Origin of the sequence: Paenilisteria portnoyi (genome assembly GCF_014322795.1) — a bacterium.
Taxonomy (GTDB): domain Bacteria; phylum Bacillota; class Bacilli; order Lactobacillales; family Listeriaceae; genus Listeria_A; species Listeria_A portnoyi.
Genome location: NZ_JAASTT010000006.1, coordinates 1 through 16,007 on the forward strand (window position 1 = coordinate 1; position 16,007 = coordinate 16,007).

General features: G+C 41.5%; 16 protein-coding genes and 1 other RNA gene. 1 reads left to right on the forward strand and 16 read right to left on the reverse strand.

Features of this window, described 5'->3' with window-relative positions:
* Positions 1–296 precede the first annotated feature (296 nt).
* The 10 genes from HCJ66_RS05525 to HCJ66_RS05570 all read right to left on the reverse strand — a co-directional run bounded on the left by HCJ66_RS05525 (position 297) and on the right by HCJ66_RS05570 (position 9,158).
* Positions 297–791: a lacticin RM gene (locus HCJ66_RS05525; RefSeq protein ID WP_187132235.1), complete on the reverse strand. Its 495-nt coding sequence runs from the start codon at positions 789–791 to the stop codon at positions 297–299.
* A gap of 447 nt (positions 792–1,238) precedes the next feature.
* Positions 1,239–1,606, reverse strand: a transfer-messenger RNA (tmRNA) gene (gene ssrA / locus HCJ66_RS05530).
* 332 nt (positions 1,607–1,938) lie between these two features.
* A complete protein-coding gene (gene smpB, locus HCJ66_RS05535; RefSeq protein WP_036076812.1) occupies positions 1,939–2,403 on the reverse strand; it encodes an SsrA-binding protein SmpB in 465 nt (154 codons plus the stop codon).
* 15 nt (positions 2,404–2,418) lie between these two features.
* Positions 2,419–4,776, reverse strand: a complete 2,358-nt coding sequence (rnr, locus tag HCJ66_RS05540) for a ribonuclease R (protein WP_187132236.1) — start codon at positions 4,774–4,776, stop codon at positions 2,419–2,421.
* A 27-nt stretch (positions 4,777–4,803) separates the two neighbouring features.
* A complete protein-coding gene (locus HCJ66_RS05545) occupies positions 4,804–5,550 on the reverse strand; it encodes an alpha/beta hydrolase (protein ID WP_187132237.1) in 747 nt (248 codons plus the stop codon).
* 158 nt (positions 5,551–5,708) lie between these two features.
* Positions 5,709–5,939 carry a preprotein translocase subunit SecG gene (gene secG, locus HCJ66_RS05550; protein WP_181677464.1) on the reverse strand — a complete coding sequence of 77 codons (231 nt, stop codon included), beginning with the start codon at positions 5,937–5,939 and terminating at the stop codon, positions 5,709–5,711.
* 118 nt (positions 5,940–6,057) lie between these two features.
* Complete coding sequence (locus HCJ66_RS05555) at positions 6,058–6,504, reverse strand: carboxymuconolactone decarboxylase family protein (protein ID WP_187132238.1); 447 nt, start codon at positions 6,502–6,504, stop codon at positions 6,058–6,060.
* A gap of 65 nt (positions 6,505–6,569) precedes the next feature.
* Positions 6,570–7,403 carry a sigma-70 family RNA polymerase sigma factor gene (locus HCJ66_RS05560; RefSeq protein ID WP_187132239.1) on the reverse strand — a complete coding sequence of 278 codons (834 nt, stop codon included), beginning with the start codon at positions 7,401–7,403 and terminating at the stop codon, positions 6,570–6,572.
* A 57-nt stretch (positions 7,404–7,460) separates the two neighbouring features.
* Positions 7,461–8,204 (reverse strand): alpha/beta hydrolase, encoded by a 744-nt coding sequence (locus HCJ66_RS05565; RefSeq protein ID WP_187132348.1) that lies wholly within the window; start codon positions 8,202–8,204, stop codon positions 7,461–7,463.
* A gap of 246 nt (positions 8,205–8,450) precedes the next feature.
* A complete protein-coding gene (locus HCJ66_RS05570) occupies positions 8,451–9,158 on the reverse strand; it encodes an alpha/beta fold hydrolase (protein ID WP_187132240.1) in 708 nt (235 codons plus the stop codon).
* A gap of 311 nt (positions 9,159–9,469) precedes the next feature.
* On the opposite strand from HCJ66_RS05570, the gene HCJ66_RS16470 reads away from it, so the two are divergent.
* Positions 9,470–9,541 carry a hypothetical protein gene (locus tag HCJ66_RS16470; RefSeq protein WP_187132349.1) on the forward strand — a complete coding sequence of 24 codons (72 nt, stop codon included), beginning with the start codon at positions 9,470–9,472 and terminating at the stop codon, positions 9,539–9,541.
* A 23-nt stretch (positions 9,542–9,564) separates the two neighbouring features.
* Here the strand turns inward: HCJ66_RS16470 and HCJ66_RS05580 are convergent, their stop codons facing one another.
* From HCJ66_RS05580 to HCJ66_RS05605, 6 genes are all read right to left on the reverse strand, one after another.
* The gene (locus tag HCJ66_RS05580; RefSeq protein WP_036063604.1) at positions 9,565–9,948 is read right to left on the reverse strand and encodes a hypothetical protein; all 384 of its coding nucleotides are present in this window, start codon (positions 9,946–9,948) and stop codon (positions 9,565–9,567) included.
* Positions 9,949–9,964: 16 nt separating this feature from the next.
* On the reverse strand, positions 9,965–10,630 hold the full coding sequence (locus HCJ66_RS05585) for a hypothetical protein (protein ID WP_187132241.1): 666 nt from the start codon (positions 10,628–10,630) through the stop codon (positions 9,965–9,967).
* A gap of 401 nt (positions 10,631–11,031) precedes the next feature.
* Positions 11,032–12,324 carry a phosphopyruvate hydratase gene (gene eno, locus HCJ66_RS05590; RefSeq protein ID WP_187132242.1) on the reverse strand — a complete coding sequence of 431 codons (1,293 nt, stop codon included), beginning with the start codon at positions 12,322–12,324 and terminating at the stop codon, positions 11,032–11,034.
* 109 nt (positions 12,325–12,433) lie between these two features.
* The gene (gene gpmI / locus HCJ66_RS05595) at positions 12,434–13,966 is read right to left on the reverse strand and encodes a 2,3-bisphosphoglycerate-independent phosphoglycerate mutase (protein ID WP_187132243.1); all 1,533 of its coding nucleotides are present in this window, start codon (positions 13,964–13,966) and stop codon (positions 12,434–12,436) included.
* A complete protein-coding gene (tpiA, locus tag HCJ66_RS05600) occupies positions 13,967–14,722 on the reverse strand; it encodes a triose-phosphate isomerase (protein WP_187132244.1) in 756 nt (251 codons plus the stop codon).
* A gap of 17 nt (positions 14,723–14,739) precedes the next feature.
* The gene (locus HCJ66_RS05605; RefSeq protein ID WP_187132245.1) at positions 14,740–15,930 is read right to left on the reverse strand and encodes a phosphoglycerate kinase; all 1,191 of its coding nucleotides are present in this window, start codon (positions 15,928–15,930) and stop codon (positions 14,740–14,742) included.
* Positions 15,931–16,007: the final 77 nt, after the last annotated feature.

Below are 16,007 nucleotides of genomic sequence, written 5' to 3' on the forward strand. Positions count from 1 at the left end.
ACATACAAAAAACTCCCTTATAAAGTAGATTTGGAATTTTTGTTTTTTCCATTGTCTACTCTATAGGGAGCATATCACTTTAAATTAAAACCTGCTAATATTTTTTTATTCTTATAATGCTTTTCTAAATTAATAATTTCTAGCATTTTACCACTCCACTAATCCATATTTTAAAAAGTAGTGCATTTGCAAATTTAAGAATACACATTGCAACTGCCTTACTTAATCGAACCTTAAAACCTTTTTATTTCAGATAACCAGAGCCGTTGGATTTCACTCTGTAATGATCTGTTTTATCAAATGCGCTGAAGGCAAAATCTCCCCACGGACTTGGTGTTTCCAATCTTATATGTTTTTGTGCCTCTATAATCCCTGTATCCTGTACCAGTGGCAACGATTTTGATTCCTTTTTTTGAAATAATATTTGGGAAAATATAGCCAGCTTCTTGCCACTTACTATTTTCCGACACTGTAACTCCATTATATTTATAACTTATATTATCTCTACACCACGCAGCAAAGCCACCTCTTTTATAAGAATAAGTCTTATTTTTATAAGCTGCTGCTTTAAGTAGTTGGACATTTGAGGTAGTTGGTGCATCTTCGCTTACAATCTCTTCTACCCCTACACTATCAATTTCAGAAATTGCTTGGGAGGCATCCACATCGAATTGATTTATTTCTACTGATGACATTACATCTTCCAAATTTTCTTCTGCATTGACATTTAAAGCTGGGGATACGACAGCAAATGCAAATGAACAAGACATTGCTACCGCTAACATTTTCATCTTTTTTCTATACTTGAATTGTATAATTATTTCATTAATATGTCAAATGTTACGTAAATATGAAAAAGACTAAGGAAAATAGGTTCTACAATAACGAACGCTTTGGGATTTTTTATAATCCGTTTTTCACACTAATCCACATATCGATTTCTACCTTTCTATTTTTAAGTTATTAATACCTAATTTTAGTTATTTTATGGTCTACTTCATTGATATTTATCCAATCTCTATGTCACATAAGAACTGCTACAAAAATCTGCTTTAAAATTTAGTACTTGATGAATAAAAAAATAGCATTCGGTCAAGAAATTCATGTCAAATCCAAATGACACAAAAGCTCACAAAGAGCATCAAATTAGATGAAATTTCATTTCAGTATGGCATGGTCAAAGCACAAAAAAACGCTTGAAGCATATTATACATCAATGCTTCAAGCGTTTCCCCATGTAATGGAGACGGTGGGAGTCGAACCCACGTCCAGAAATAACGGCACTTAGACTTCTACGAGCGTAGTCGTCGTATTAGAGTTTCGCATATACATCAGCCCGACAACAGGCTTCCATAAAGCTAGTCTGATTGAGCTCTTCTCCTAAGCCCCAGACGGAGACTTAGAATCGTATCCCACTTCATTTGAGACCCTTACCGTAGCACATGGGCGATGCACGGAGGATCAGCTATCGACTGTTCTTAGGCAGCGAAAGCTAGGTTATTATTAGTTTTGCCAGTTATTATTGGCTTTGACGTTTGTAACGAGGCCGATCCCCCCGACTCGCAATCCAAGCTCGAACTATCCCTGTCGAATCCGTAACGTCCCCGCAATACAGAGCATAACCCTAGTAAATTGGCGACAACCGCTCGCATTCAGCGAGTTTTGCAGACTTCCGGTTCTCATGTACAGTCGTACACTCCGCTTCCGGCTTCTGCAAAACTCGCTGAATACAAACGCTTTCGCTCAATTTGTTTAAAGCATCATCTTCGTCCTACCCAATTGAGGGATTCCTTGATTCTGCATGGTTTAGAGTTAGTATCAACATTCCACGAGAAAAATGTTTCTTTTTGCGAAACACCAAACGTGACAGTAACTAGTATTATACACGAACAGCTCGCAAATGGCAAATTAAAGCCAATCACGAGCAACATCTAAATCTTATCGCTGTCTTTCTTTAAACGCCCGCTCCACATCACGTTTCGCTTCTTTATTCTTCAAATCTTGACGCTTATCATATTTCTTCTTACCTTTCGCCACACCAATCAGCACTTTTGCATAGCCATCCTTGATATACATTTTCAGCGGAATAATCGAGTATCCCGCCTCTTTTGTCTCACCGATCAACTTGCTAATTTGCTTCTTGTGTAGCAATAACTTACGCGTCCGCAGCGGATCATGATTATAGCGATTTCCCTGCTCATACGGACTAATATGCATATTATGCAGAAAAATTTCGCCACGATCGATTCGCGCATAGGCATCCTTCAAATTCACGCGCGCATTACGAACCGACTTGATCTCCGTTCCCTGAAGCACAATCCCAGCTTCAAAAGTCTCTTCAATCGCATAATCATGACGCGCCTTCTTATTTTGCGCTAGTAAACGTCCATCACCTTTAGGCATATTACATCTTCCCTTCTAACGGCGTGGTTTCTTCGGCTTCGTGCCCTTTGCCACACCTTGGTAAAATGGTTTTTTCTTTTTCTTCTTCGGTTGTCCAGCGTCCCCACTATCTTGCTTGCCCTTCTTACGCGAGGAATCGTTGTCCTTCCGTTTCTTATCACCACTCGGGCGGTTTTTATTTTTCTTAAACGATTTCGAGATTTCAACCGTTTTCTTACTCCGCTTAAAGCCAGGCGTTTCCTTACCAAGACTACGAAGCGCAAAATCGATTTCGCGATGATCCACGTCCACCTTCGTCACCTCAACCTCGACCTCGTCACCAATGCGGTAAACCCGACCAGTACGCTCACCAATCATAGCAAGCTGGTTTTGATGGAATTGGTAATAATCGTCCTTCATCGTACTCACGTGAACAAGGCCCTCAATCGTATTTGGCAACTCAATAAATAGACCGAAATTCGTCACCGAACTAATAATCCCTTTAAAAATTTCACCAACATGATCCACCATATATTCCGTTTTCTTCAGCTCATCCGTCTCACGTTCCGCCTCTACAGCCCGACGCTCCATTTTAGACGTATGTTCTGCGATCTCAGGAAGGCGCTCAGCCCATTTCGCCATCGTTGCGTCATCAATATCCCCATGAATCAAATACTCGCGAATTAAGCGATGTACGATCAGATCCGGATACCTGCGAATCGGCGATGTGAAATGCGTATAGTATTCCGTCGACAAACCGAAATGCCCTAAGTTCGCCGTATCATATTTCGCCTGTTGCATCGAACGAAGCATGATTGTCGAAACCACCATCTCCTCCGGTTTCCCCTTAACCTCTTCCAAAACTTGCTGCAAAGCCCGCGGATGCACATCATTCGCCGTTCCCTTCACAACCAAGCCAAAGTTCGTAATAAACTCGAAGAAACGCTGCAACTTCTCTTCTTTTGGATCTTCATGGATACGATAAATAAACGGTACTTGCATCCAGAAAAAATGCTCCGCGATACATTCATTGGCCGCCAACATGAACTCCTCAATTAGGCGCTCACCAGCCGAACGTTCCCGCGTCACAACTCCCGTCGGACGACCTTCTTCATCCACAACAACACGCGCTTCCTTAAAGTCGAAATCAATCGCCCCACGCGCATCCCGTTTCTTATTCAAAATTTTGGACAAAGCGTACATATCCTCAAGCATTGGCACAATCGGCGCATACTTCGCGCGTAAATCCGCATTCTCCGCCACTAAAATATCATTCACATCCGTATACGTCATCCGTTCCGTCGTATTAATGACACTTTCAAAAATCTCATGCGAAACAACCGCTCCCGACACATCAATCTCCATCTCACATGACATCGTAAACCGATCCACATGCGGATTCAGCGAACAAATCCCATTCGACAAACGATGCGGGATCATCGGAATAACCCGATCCACCAAATATACACTTGTGCCACGCTCCGACGCCTCACGATCAAGCGCCGAACCTTCCGTCACATACGAACTCACATCCGCAATATGTACACCCAGTTTATGATTGCCATTCGGAAGTTGCGACACCGTTACAGCATCATCCAAATCCTTTGCATCCGCGCCATCAATCGTAATAATCACCTGATCACGCAAATCACGACGCGCCCCAATATCACTTTCCGAAATTTCAGCAGGAACCTTGTTAGCCTCCTCCATCACATCATCCGGAAACGCAATTGGAATTCCGTGCTTATGAATAATCGACAAAATATCAACACCCGGATCATTCCGATGCCCAATAATCATTTTGACAATCCCACGCGCCCGATGACGCCCCTCAGGGTATTCCGTCAATTCCACGATAACCTTATGACCATCCACAGGTTTCAGACCGCTTGCAAGATCAATTTCCACCTGTCCAAAAGTCCTTTTATCATCTGGAATAACAATCGGATCGCCCATCAAATCTTCCATATACGTCCCAACAACTTGCGACGTTTTCCGCTCCACAATTTTATGAATCATACCCTCCGCTAAATTATCACCCTTAATCTTCGTGATATTAGCAAAAACAATATCCCCATTCATCGCGTTATTCACCTGCGTTGGTGGAATAAAAATATCATCCAGCTCTTGGTCATCAGGAAGCACAAATCCAAAGCCCTTCTCATGCGCCCGGAAAGTCCCCTTCACAAAATCAAGCTCCTCTGGGAACGCATAGCGGTTCTTCTTCGTGCGAATCACATCCCCACGATCCTCCATTGCCACAAGCGACTTCACCATCGCCTTAAAATCTTCCGCATCTTGCAAACCAATCTCCACCTCTAAATCATCCAGCGAAAACGTCTTTTTCGGCGATTCCTTCATAAACTCTAAAATCTTATCTTCAATTTTCTTCATTGTTTCCCTCCTCTCTCTTCGTAAAACTTAAACATGCCAATCAAGCGTATCTAAAAAGGCCAAAATATCATCTTGCAACTGCGCCTTTTCCTTATCAATCGTAATAACATGCCCAGAATTCTCGTACCATTTCAGTTCCTTTTGATCTGACTCTACCTTATTATAAATCAATTCCGCTCCATTTACATCCACCATCAGATCTTTTTTTCCCTGAACGACCATAATCGGCGCATAAATCATATCAATCTGCGGAATAACATCTTGAATCTCATCCTTCAATTTCGCAATCGTATCCATCGGCGCATCCTTATACGCCAACATCTCCGCATCAATCTCGCCCGGCGTCTTACCCTCATACTTCTTATAATTACGCACATAATCCAAAAAACCCTGAATAATCGGCGACGAACTATCCATCCGCGTCGGCGTACTCATCGCCACAATCCCTTTTAACGGCCGATTATAGCCCAACTTCAGCGAGAAAAGCCCACCGAGCGAAAGCCCAGCCACCGCAATCTCCTCGTAACCAAGCGATTTCAAGCGATCATAAGCTGCGAGCACATCCTGCCACCAATCATCCGGCCCCGTCGTCAAAAGAACATCAGGCGATACCCCATGACCACGATACTGCGGTGCATAACACGTATAATTATTATCCTGCAAAAACCGACCCAACATCCGCACATCCGCCGAATTTCCCGTAAAACCATGCAACAATAAAACCGCACGTTTCCCCGTCTCAAATAAAAATGGCTCTGGCGCCTTCATCTTCATATCAAAAAATCCCCTTCATTCTAAAAATATCATTACTCCCAGTGTACCGCCTCCACACGTAAAATTCAAAAAGAAGGCATTGAAATTTTGCGCTTAACGCTACACATGAAAGAACTCCACCCAAATCAAGTTCAGGTGGAGTTCACTGCTTTTCGAAATTACAAGAAAAATCCTAAAGCAATCAATATTGCAAAGAAGATTACCGCTAAAACGATCGTTGTACGATGTAATATACGCTCAAGTCCTCTTGCTTTTTGTTTACCAAATAGTTCTTCCGCTCCACCAGAGATAGCTCCGGATAACCCGTTACTCTTACCTGGCTGAAGAACAACTACGATTATTAACAATACTGATACAATAACTAATAAAACTGTTAAAGCTGTATTCATGCTCTTTCCTCCTAAAACCGTCCTCTTTTTGACTACCTTTTATGATAGCATATTTTGCATAGAAGGTAAAGCCTAAAAAAGAGGATTCACCATCAAAAACGGTAAATCCTCTCATTTATTATTTATCTGCTTTTGGTTGCATTTGGCTCATAACACCCAATCGATTGTACGCATTAATCGTCGCAATCAACAAGTATAACTCGCCAATTTCCTTCTCGCCATAATGTTTCTCAAGCTCTGCATAAACCGCATCAGAAACACCATGCTGATGAATGAACGTCACTTCCTCAACCAGTTCCAACACAACGCGTTCTTTGTCCGAATAAAACGGAGCCTCACGCCAAGCATTCACACCTACAATACGCTGAATCGTTTCACCGTTTTCTAGCGCCTCTTTCGTATGCATATCAAGGCAAAACGCACAGTGATTCAAGCTCGACGCATAAATCTTAATCAATTCCTGTAAATCTTTCGGAATGCTGCTTTCCCGACCTAACGTGTCCAAATTCCCCAAAGCCGCATAGGCCGCTGCATTTTCCTTCATCAAATTAAAACGTGTACTCATTTTACATTCTCCTTTCGTCTCTCACTAATAAGACAAATCAGCAAGCCAAAACGTGACAGAATTCCTCAAAAATTTTTCAATTTATCCGGGTTCGTCACGACAAAAACACTCTGAACCTTGTCCCCGTCTATATTTAAACCAAGAAAAATAATCCGAACTAATTCCCCATCTTTCTTAATTAGCATACAAATTTGCTCATCAATCACCCGAAGTTCACGCGAATCCCCAAAGAAATCGTGTTCCGTAACCCCACGTAAAAATGCCCCAATTCGAAGCGGCGTATGTATAACCCGTAACGGCGCCTGTCTCCTTTTTCCACCATCGATCTGCATCGTCGCCTCACTCGTCAGCATCTCGATAAATGGCGCAATATTACCATTGTCAATACTCTTCACAAAAAGCGCAATCATCGACTTATTGGCCCCTGGTTCACGCTCCATTTGCAGTTCCGAGTTGGCAATAATTCGCTTCGCCCGCGTCAAAACCTGCCGACTATTCAACACCGAAATATCCAGTAAATCCGCAATTTCCTGATGCGAATAACCAAACACATCCTTCAGTAAAAACACCGCCCGCTCTTTCGGTTCCAAACTCTCAAACACGACCATCATCGCGTAATTAACCTGTTCCTTCCGCTCCAACTGCGCTTCTAGTTCTTCCGAAAGCGGCTCCGGAATCCAAGGCCCATAATACTCCTCACGCGTTTTCCGGGCCGACTTCGCCAAATTAATTGATTTATTCACCGCAATCCGAGTCAAGAAAGCCTTCCGATTCAGAATATCCTCGTCCTTATGCTTCTCCCACTCTATGTACGTCTCCTGAACAACATCCTCCGCATCCGCCATCTCACCAATAATCCGATACGACACCGTCAACAATAATTTCCGATACTCCTCCATCAAACAAACCTCCCATCAAAAAAGGAACACCTCACACTCAGGCATTCCTCACTTATCTTATACCACGACTTCTTCTAGCCACATCAAATCATCCAAGAAATAAACTAAATCCTCAGCTAAAATTTCCTTCTCGCAGTCCGTTGTAATATCGTGACCCGAGCCCGCATAAAAGCAAAGTTGCTTATCATCCGTGTGGATATTTTTGAAAATATAGTTCGCGTCATCAGCTGAGATTTCTTCATCCTGACAACCTTGTCCAATCATCGTCGGCACTTCAATTCGCTCGATATCGCTCGCCACCGCTTTATAAAACGCAGAACGCGCGTCTGTCATTGTTTTTATCTCAGGCGCATAATTCGCAAGCATGATTTCTGCTTCCGCGTCTGCAATTCCTTCTCTACTCATACTCTTTAATAGGTATTTCTCCACTGGAATATATCGCATTTTGCGGTTCACGTTCGCACATAATGGAGCGATTGCTTTCGGATCAAATGTTTCCGCCATTTTCAGAGCAAAAACACCACCCATTGCGGCGCCTACTATTGCTATTTCGTGATATCCTTGGTCTTGTAAATGTTTGTAACCAGCCTTTGCATCCTCATACCACATATCTGGTGTGGTTTTCAGGAAAATTGCTGGTTCCTCGCCATGACCGCGATAATTTGGTGCATATACTGTATAACCATTCTCTGCTAGATATTCACCTAATTCTCTAACATCCTCTGTCGTTCCTGCAAATCCATGCAGTAATAGAACAGCACGATTGCCTGCTTTTAAAAGAAAGCTACGATCCGTACTCATGATTAATTGCACTCCTCCATCTTCCTTAACTTGCCCTCATTGTACGCCATATTGACGCCAATTGCCAGTTTTTGATTCGGGTCCTGAAAACCCTTGCTATCAAAGGATTCAGCACCGTTCACAATCTCTATTTTTGGGGTAAGTAATTTATACAATAGACATATGATAACGCCAAACGGAGGAACTGTCAATCTAATTCTCACATAATAAGCAGAAAAACATTATTTAGCTACTTTGTCCCTAGATTTACGTCACATCTTCGTCAAAAAAGGAAACAATAACCTGATGCAACTCCCGCGTTTTTTGGCGAATCAAAAAATGCGTCCCATGATGAATAACCGTCATCTTACCGCGCTGAACCAAATTCACCATATTCCTAGTATCAGCCTTTGAAATCACGTCATATTCACCAATAACCGCCAACATCGGCGCTGAAATCCTCGCCAAATCTCCTTCTTTAATATGCGGATGAAAAATCATCAATCCCATCTGCGCCTTAACACGCCTAAAAAAGAAGCTGAATGGTGTCAGGAGAATCGAAAATAAATAACCAACGAACGTAAAGATATTCGCCCACCATTTAATCTGACTCGTATCATAATTGGTTCCAATCACAACCATCTGCACCTGCCGTTTTGGCTGGTACATCGCCATTTCCAACGCAATAATGCCACCATCACTATATCCGATAATGCGATACCTATCTATTTTCAAAAAATCTAATAAACATAAAATATCCAGCGCCATAACCTGAAAATCAAGCGGCCTGAAACCTAATTCCGACTTCCCATGACCACGCGAATCTACCGCAATCACTTGATACTCTTTTCGAAAAAAGTCAATTTGTCGCTTCATCGCACCATGGCTCTGCCCATTTCCATGCAGCAAAACAAGCGGTTCACCCCTGCCATAAATATGATAAGAAAGTTCAATTCCGTTCACATGTGCTTTCATTGTGATCACCTGGCCTTTTGCATAAGCTAAAGTATATCGGCGACAAACGCTCGATTTGTGTCGTGGTATCTTACTTCTTAATTAATCATATCTCAATATCCTTAGTAAAATTATTATAGCAGAAAATAGCTACTTTGGCTTTTAGATTACATTGCAACGGGATAATATAGGTAATGCTATAAAACTTAAAGTCTTCCCTCCATGCCTTGCAAAATAAAAAGTGTGCTTCTCATAAGAAAGAAACACACTTCTAAGCCCTAAAAGTACTATTATTATTGTGATGTGAAGTAAAACCAAAAAAATGAATTTGTATGGCTTTCACTAATTACATTTACGATATATCAGTTATTCCGGCCTACCATAACTTTCTGCACTTGACTTAACAGCTTTTTCACAAGTTCCAACTCTAAGGAATGCAGTAAAACCAGAAAAATTTATTATCAGGAGTCACTACAATTAACCGCGCATAGTATGTTTGATCTTTATCCTTTATTATGGGAAACCCTTTAGCTGAGTAGACTACAGATTTATCTGGTATTGTTGGGCTTTGAAAGTCTGACATCATTGGCGCATACCTCCAAATCCCTTGAATGTTTCCAATTTGTTCGTTAATATCTTGCTTTGTTGGTTTTTTTAGGGTTTCCAAATCTTTTCCACCTATAGTTAGGTAAAATTGGTCATACAGTCTAAATTCAGAATTATTTGGTGAAAAATTATTTCTATTTATAACTAAAAATATAACTAGACTGAGGAGTAGCACTGATACTATAATTATTATTTTTTTTTTCAAGTGTCACGCCTCCTGCTCAAGGGTATTTAATATAAATTTCAGAATTTCTCGTACTCTTATATGTTTTATATTCCGTACGATATAGAATTCCGCTACCACTATAATATTTAATGGTGTAGTTATTTTGGTACACATCTCCCTTTACAGCAGGTCTACTGTACCTTTTAAGATCCGCTTTAAGAAAACCTCCACTGCCAGCTGAAGCAGCAGCCACAGTAAAAGAAAGTGGGCCGAATCCTAATGTTAAACTAGCACTACCTGACCTTTTTTTGGTAGCTGAGAAAAAATATCCATCATAATGCTTTTTCTCAGGAAAGTCTGGATGATAGTTTAGAAATACCATACTCTTTAATTTCTTTGATGAGGTATTTGTACTTGTTGTCCAACCACTTGCGCTTTTTAATAACGGACGATCTGTCTTTATTTCCGTCACAGGTAATTTCACTTCAACGCCAAGAGGCGAGTTCTCCATTAGTTCATAAGCTTCCTCGCTAAATTCATTCTTTTTATCTATATTGGATCCTTCACTTATTTCAGCTACAATCTCAACATCTGAATAAATTTCTTTGCTTTCAGTTCCATCAATTGATTCTGCTACTTCTGCATTTGCCATCAGAGGGTAAAATAACGTTGTTCCAATTACCCCTATCGAAATCGCTGATATAATTTTTTTGAAACTCATTTCCGATCTCCTCATTTCAATTTTGTATCCTTCCTACTATTATGTTACAATAAACACAAACGAAATGCAAGCGTTACCAAAAATATAGGAGTTGATTTAATTGGCAGCAAAAACATGGAAAATTGTCCAAATATGTGTTTATAGTGTAGCTTCATTAATTTTTATTTATGGGATTTTTAGTACAGGTAGTTGGATATATATTTTATTTTTAATAGCAATGGTCTTTTTACTAGTAAAAACTCTATTTATAAATGTTAACAGGTCTGCTCATATAAAAAATCATAAGTAACATCATAGTTAATTCATCAAATTTTCCAACCTGATATCCGCTTATAAACATCTATCGGTAAATACAGGAAACCCCCAGAATTTTTTTCTGGGGGTTTCCTGTATTATAGCGATTATTTTTTCAAGTTATAGAAAGTATCTTCGCCGTGATATTGTGCTAAGTTACCTAGGTTATCTTCAATACGTAACAATTGGTTGTATTTAGCAACACGGTCTGTACGAGTTGGAGCACCTGTTTTGATTTGTCCAGCGTTTGTTGCAACAGCGATGTCAGCGATTGTGCTGTCTTCTGTTTCACCAGAACGATGGGAAACTACTGCTGTGTAACCAGCGCGTTTAGCCATTTCGATAGCGTCTAATGTTTCAGTAAGCGTACCAATTTGGTTAACTTTGATAAGGATTGAGTTAGCGATGCCATTGTCAATTCCTTCTTTCAATTTCTTCGTGTTTGTAACGAACAAGTCATCACCAACTAATTGTACGCGATCGCCAAGGCGTTCAGTCAATAGTTTGTGACCTTTCCAGTCGTTTTCGTCTAAACCATCTTCAATAGAGATGATTGGGTATTTGTTAACTAACTCTTCGTACCAAGCAACCATTTCTTCAGAAGTACGAGTTACGCCTTCACCTTTAAGTTCATAGTTACCAGTTTCGCGGTTATAGAACTCAGAAGATGCTGCATCCATAGCCAATTTAACTTGCTCGCCTGGAGTGTAACCAGCTTTTTTGATTGCTTCGATGATTGTTTCTAGTGCTTCTTCATTCGATTTAAGGTCAGGAGCGAATCCACCTTCATCACCAACACCAGTGTTTAGGCCTTTACCTTTAAGAACTGTTTTAAGGTTGTGTAAGATTTCAGCACCCATACGTAATGCTTCAGAGAACGTTTTAGCTCCGACAGGCATAACCATGAATTCTTGAATATCTACGTTATTGTCAGCATGTTCACCACCGTTGACGATGTTCATCATTGGTACTGGCAATACTTTCGCGTTAACTCCGCCAATGTATTCGTATAACTCAAGGCCTAATTCTTCTGCTGCTGCACGAGCCGCTGCTAAAGAAACACCTAGAATTGCGTTAGCGCCTAATTTACCTTTGTTTTCAGTACCATCAAGCTCGATCATTGCTTGGTCTAAACCGATTTGGTCTGTTACGTCAAAACCGATAATTTTGTCTGCAATAATGTCATTTACGTTTTCAACTGCTTTCAAAACACCTTTGCCCATGTAACGGCTTGAATCGTTGTCGCGTAATTCTACTGCTTCATATTCACCAGTAGATGCGCCACTTGGAACTAATGCGCGACCGAATGCGCCAGTTTCTGTGTAAACTTCTACCTCGATAGTTGGGTTACCACGGGAATCAAGAACTTCGCGTGCGTATACTTCAGTAATAATAGACATAATTTATACTCTCCTCTAAAAATGAATTTTGTAAGGAAGTGACCGAATTACCGGTTGCTTACCTTCTTATTTTAGCCTTGTTTCGCGGAAAACGCAAAGCAGACCTTGCTTATTTTTGAATTAAACTTTCGCCAGTCATTTCTGCTGGTTTTTTCACGCCTAAAAGATCAAGCATCGTTGGGGCTACATCGGCTAAGCGACCGCCTTCACGCAGGGTTGCGCCAGCTTTTGTCACGATTACAGGAACCGGAACTGTCGTATGCGCTGTATGTGGTTTGCCTTCTGGTGTTGTCATCGTTTCAGAATTACCGTGATCGGCGAAAATAATCGCAGAACCGCCTTTTTCCAAAATTGCATCGACAACGCGTCCAAGGTTCTCATCCACTGCTTCAATCGCTTTAATCGTTGGTTCAACCATGCCTGAGTGACCTACCATATCAGGATTCGCAAAGTTTAAGATAATCGCATCATGTTTATCATTCTCGATATCTGCTACTAGCGCGTCCGTTACTTCATAGGCGCTCATTTCAGGTTTCAAATCGTACGTTTCCACTTTCGGCGAATCGATTAGAATACGGCTTTCACCAGGGAATTCTTCGTTACGCCCACCGTTCATGAAGAAAGTAACGTGAGGATATTTCTCAGTTTCAGCAATACGCAATTGCGACAAGCCTTCATTAGATAAAACTTCCCCGATCACGTTCGTCATTGGCATCGGAGCAAAAGCAACTTCTGCCACGATACTCGGATTATAAAGCGTCATCGTCACGAATTTCACATTTTTCGGATGTTTGTCGCCACGGTCAAAATGTTCCCATTCTGTATCCGTGAACGCATTCGAAAGTTGGATCGCGCGGTCAGGACGGAAGTTGAAGAAAATAACAGCGTCGTTATCTTTCACAGTTGCGACTGGTTTGCCGTCTTTTGCAATAACAGCAGGAACAACGAATTCGTCATTTTTGCCATCCGCGTAAGAAGCTTCAACCAATTTCACTGGATCTTCAAATTGCGCGCCTTCACCTTTAACGATTGTGTTATAGGCTTTTTCGACACGTTCCCAGCGTTTATCACGATCCATCGCGTAGAAGCGTCCAGAAACCGTTGCAATTTCGCCATAGTTAAGATCAGCAATGGCTTTTTGCAATGTTTCTAAATATCCTACTGCGGATTGTGGTGCCACGTCGCGTCCATCAAGGAAAGCATGGATATAGACGTTTTTCACGCCTTCTTTCTTCGCCGTTTCAAGCAAAGCAACTAAATGATTGATGTGACTATGCACGCCACCATCTGAAAGCAAGCCGAACAAGTGAAGATCGGAATTATTCGTTTTTGTGTGCGTGAAAGCATTGTTTAGAGCTTCATTTTTCGCGAATTCGCCTTCTTCAATGGCTTTGTCAATACGCGTCAAACTTTGGTAAACAATACGTCCAGCACCGATATTTGTATGTCCAACTTCTGAGTTACCCATTTGGCCTTCTGGAAGACCGACATCAAGGCCGGCTGCTTTCAGTTGTCCATGTGGATATGTTTCCCAGTAGCGGTCAAAGTTAGGTTTATTAGCTAGGGCAACAGCATTCCCAACTGTTTCGTTACGTAAACCGAAACCATCAAGAATGATGATAGCTACAGGTGATTTTGCCATTTATTTCACTGCCTCCAATAAAGCTAAGAATGATGCTGGCTCAAGACTCGCGCCACCAACTAAAGCTCCATCAATGTCGGATTGCGCCATATATTCGGCAATATTTTCAGGTTTTACACTACCGCCGTATTGAATACGAACAGCATCTGCCGCTTCTTTAGAAACAACTTCTGCAACCGTTTGACGAACAACAGCACATGTGTCGTTAGCGTCTTTACTTGTTGAAGATTTACCAGTTCCGATTGCCCAGATTGGCTCATAAGCAATAACAGACTTAGCAACTTGCGCTTCCGTCAAGCCTTTAAGCGCTGCACGGATTTGTCCACTAACCCATTCATTCGTTTGGCCAGCTTCGCGTTGTTCCAATGTTTCACCACAGCAGATGATTGGAGTCATGCCGTGTTTGAAGATTGCGTGTGCTTTCTTGTTGATATCTTCGTCTGTTTCGTGGAAATACTCACGACGCTCAGAATGTCCGATAACAACGTAAGAAACGCCAAGATCAGCGACTGCAAACGGGCTGATTTCGCCTGTGAAAGCACCTTCGTCTTCAAAATAAGTATTTTGAGCTGCGATTCTAAGATCAGTTCCCTCAGTCAAGCCAACTAATTCTTTTAAAAATAAAGCTGGTGCTGCGATTACGGAATCCACAACATCTTTACTTGGAACTTTATTCTTAACGTCCTCAGCAAATTGTCCAGCTTTCGCAGCTGTTTTGTTCATTTTCCAGTTTCCTGCAATGATAGGTTTGCGCATAATTTATTCCACCTTCCTTATTTGTCGCTAATTGATTCAACGCCTGGCAGTTTTTTGCCTTCTAGGTATTCTAGAGAAGCTCCGCCACCAGTTGAAATGTGTGTAAATTTGTCAGCGTAACCTAGGTCCATCGCTGCAGCTGCACTATCGCCACCGCCGATGATTGTTGTTGCGCCTTCAAGATTCGCGATTGCTTCACAAACGCCGATTGTTCCTTTAGCAAAGTTGCTCATTTCGAACACGCCCATAGGACCGTTCCAAACAACTGTTTTCGCGCCTTGCAATTCTTTTGTGAAAAGTTCCACTGTTGCAGGACCGATATCCAAACCTTCTTCGTCAGCTGGGATGTGGTTCGAGTCAACCGTGTGGAATGGTGCGTCATTGCTGAATTCATGAGAAACAACATTGTCGATTGGAAGTACGATTTTGTCGCCTGCTTTTTCAAGTAAGCTCTTCGCAAGATCGATTTTGTCTTTTTCCAAAAGAGAAATGCCGACTTCTTTACCTTGCGCTACGAAGAATGTGTATGCCATTCCGCCACCGATAAGTAATTTGTCTGCTTTTTCGATTAAGTTCTCGATAACGCCGATTTTGTCGGAAACTTTCGCGCCACCAAGGATTGCAACAAGCGGACGTGATGGGTTATCCACAACGCCACCGATAAATTTGATTTCTTTTTCCATTAGGAAGCCTGCCGCAGAATCCAGGTTAGAAGCGATTCCAACGTTAGAAGCATGTGCACGGTGAGCTGTACCAAATGCGTCATTTACAAAAACATCACCTAGAGAAGCCCAATACTTGCCTAGCTCTGGATCATTTTTGCTTTCTTTTTTACCGTCAACATCTTCAAAACGCGTATTTTCGAAAAGGATAACGTCGCCGTCTTTCATTTCGTTAATCGCGCCTTCAAGCTCTGGGCCACGAGTTACAGGTACGAATTTCACTTCTTTACCTAATAATTCACTCAAACGTTCAGCAACTGGGCGAAGTGATTTGTCCGCTTTGTCTTCTTCGGTCTTCACTTTACCTAAGTGAGAGAAAAGAATTGCTTTCCCGTTTTGTTCAAGGATATATTGAATCGTTGGAAGTGCCGCTACGATACGATTATCATTGGTAATTTTACCGTCTTTCATTGGAACGTTAAAATCAACACGTACTAGAACTTTTTTGTCGTTTAAGTCTAAATCGGTCACAACTTTTTTAGCCATAATTCTTTTCCTCCATACTTTTCAAATAAAAAGCGGAAACAAAAGACCTGTTCCCGCTTATTTGTTTATTATTTAGT

Excerpts from the sequence above, each read along its gene's own strand:
- HCJ66_RS05570 (WP_187132240.1), bottom strand. The coding sequence starts at position 9,158 with ATGAAAGCACATGTGAACGGAATTGAACTTTCTTATCATATTTATGGC.
- HCJ66_RS05565 (WP_187132348.1), bottom strand. The coding sequence starts at position 8,204 with ATGAGTACGGATCGTAGCTTTCTTTTAAAAGCAGGCAATCGTGCTGTT.
- HCJ66_RS05545 (WP_187132237.1), bottom strand. The coding sequence starts at position 5,550 with ATGAAGATGAAGGCGCCAGAGCCATTTTTATTTGAGACGGGGAAACGT.
- HCJ66_RS05605 (WP_187132245.1), bottom strand. The coding sequence starts at position 15,930 with ATGGCTAAAAAAGTTGTGACCGATTTAGACTTAAACGACAAAAAAGTT.
- eno (WP_187132242.1), bottom strand. The coding sequence starts at position 12,324 with ATGTCTATTATTACTGAAGTATACGCACGCGAAGTTCTTGATTCCCGT.
- HCJ66_RS05555 (WP_187132238.1), bottom strand. The coding sequence starts at position 6,504 with ATGAGTACACGTTTTAATTTGATGAAGGAAAATGCAGCGGCCTATGCG.
- HCJ66_RS05585 (WP_187132241.1), bottom strand. The coding sequence starts at position 10,630 with ATGAGTTTCAAAAAAATTATATCAGCGATTTCGATAGGGGTAATTGGA.
- HCJ66_RS05525 (WP_187132235.1), bottom strand. The coding sequence starts at position 791 with ATGAAAATGTTAGCGGTAGCAATGTCTTGTTCATTTGCATTTGCTGTC.
- secG (WP_181677464.1), bottom strand. The coding sequence starts at position 5,939 with ATGAATACAGCTTTAACAGTTTTATTAGTTATTGTATCAGTATTGTTA.
- rnr (WP_187132236.1), bottom strand. The coding sequence starts at position 4,776 with ATGAAGAAAATTGAAGATAAGATTTTAGAGTTTATGAAGGAATCGCCG.
- gpmI (WP_187132243.1), bottom strand. The coding sequence starts at position 13,966 with ATGGCAAAATCACCTGTAGCTATCATCATTCTTGATGGTTTCGGTTTA.
- smpB (WP_036076812.1), bottom strand. The coding sequence starts at position 2,403 with ATGCCTAAAGGTGATGGACGTTTACTAGCGCAAAATAAGAAGGCGCGT.
- HCJ66_RS05560 (WP_187132239.1), bottom strand. The coding sequence starts at position 7,403 with ATGGAGGAGTATCGGAAATTATTGTTGACGGTGTCGTATCGGATTATT.
- tpiA (WP_187132244.1), bottom strand. The coding sequence starts at position 14,722 with ATGCGCAAACCTATCATTGCAGGAAACTGGAAAATGAACAAAACAGCT.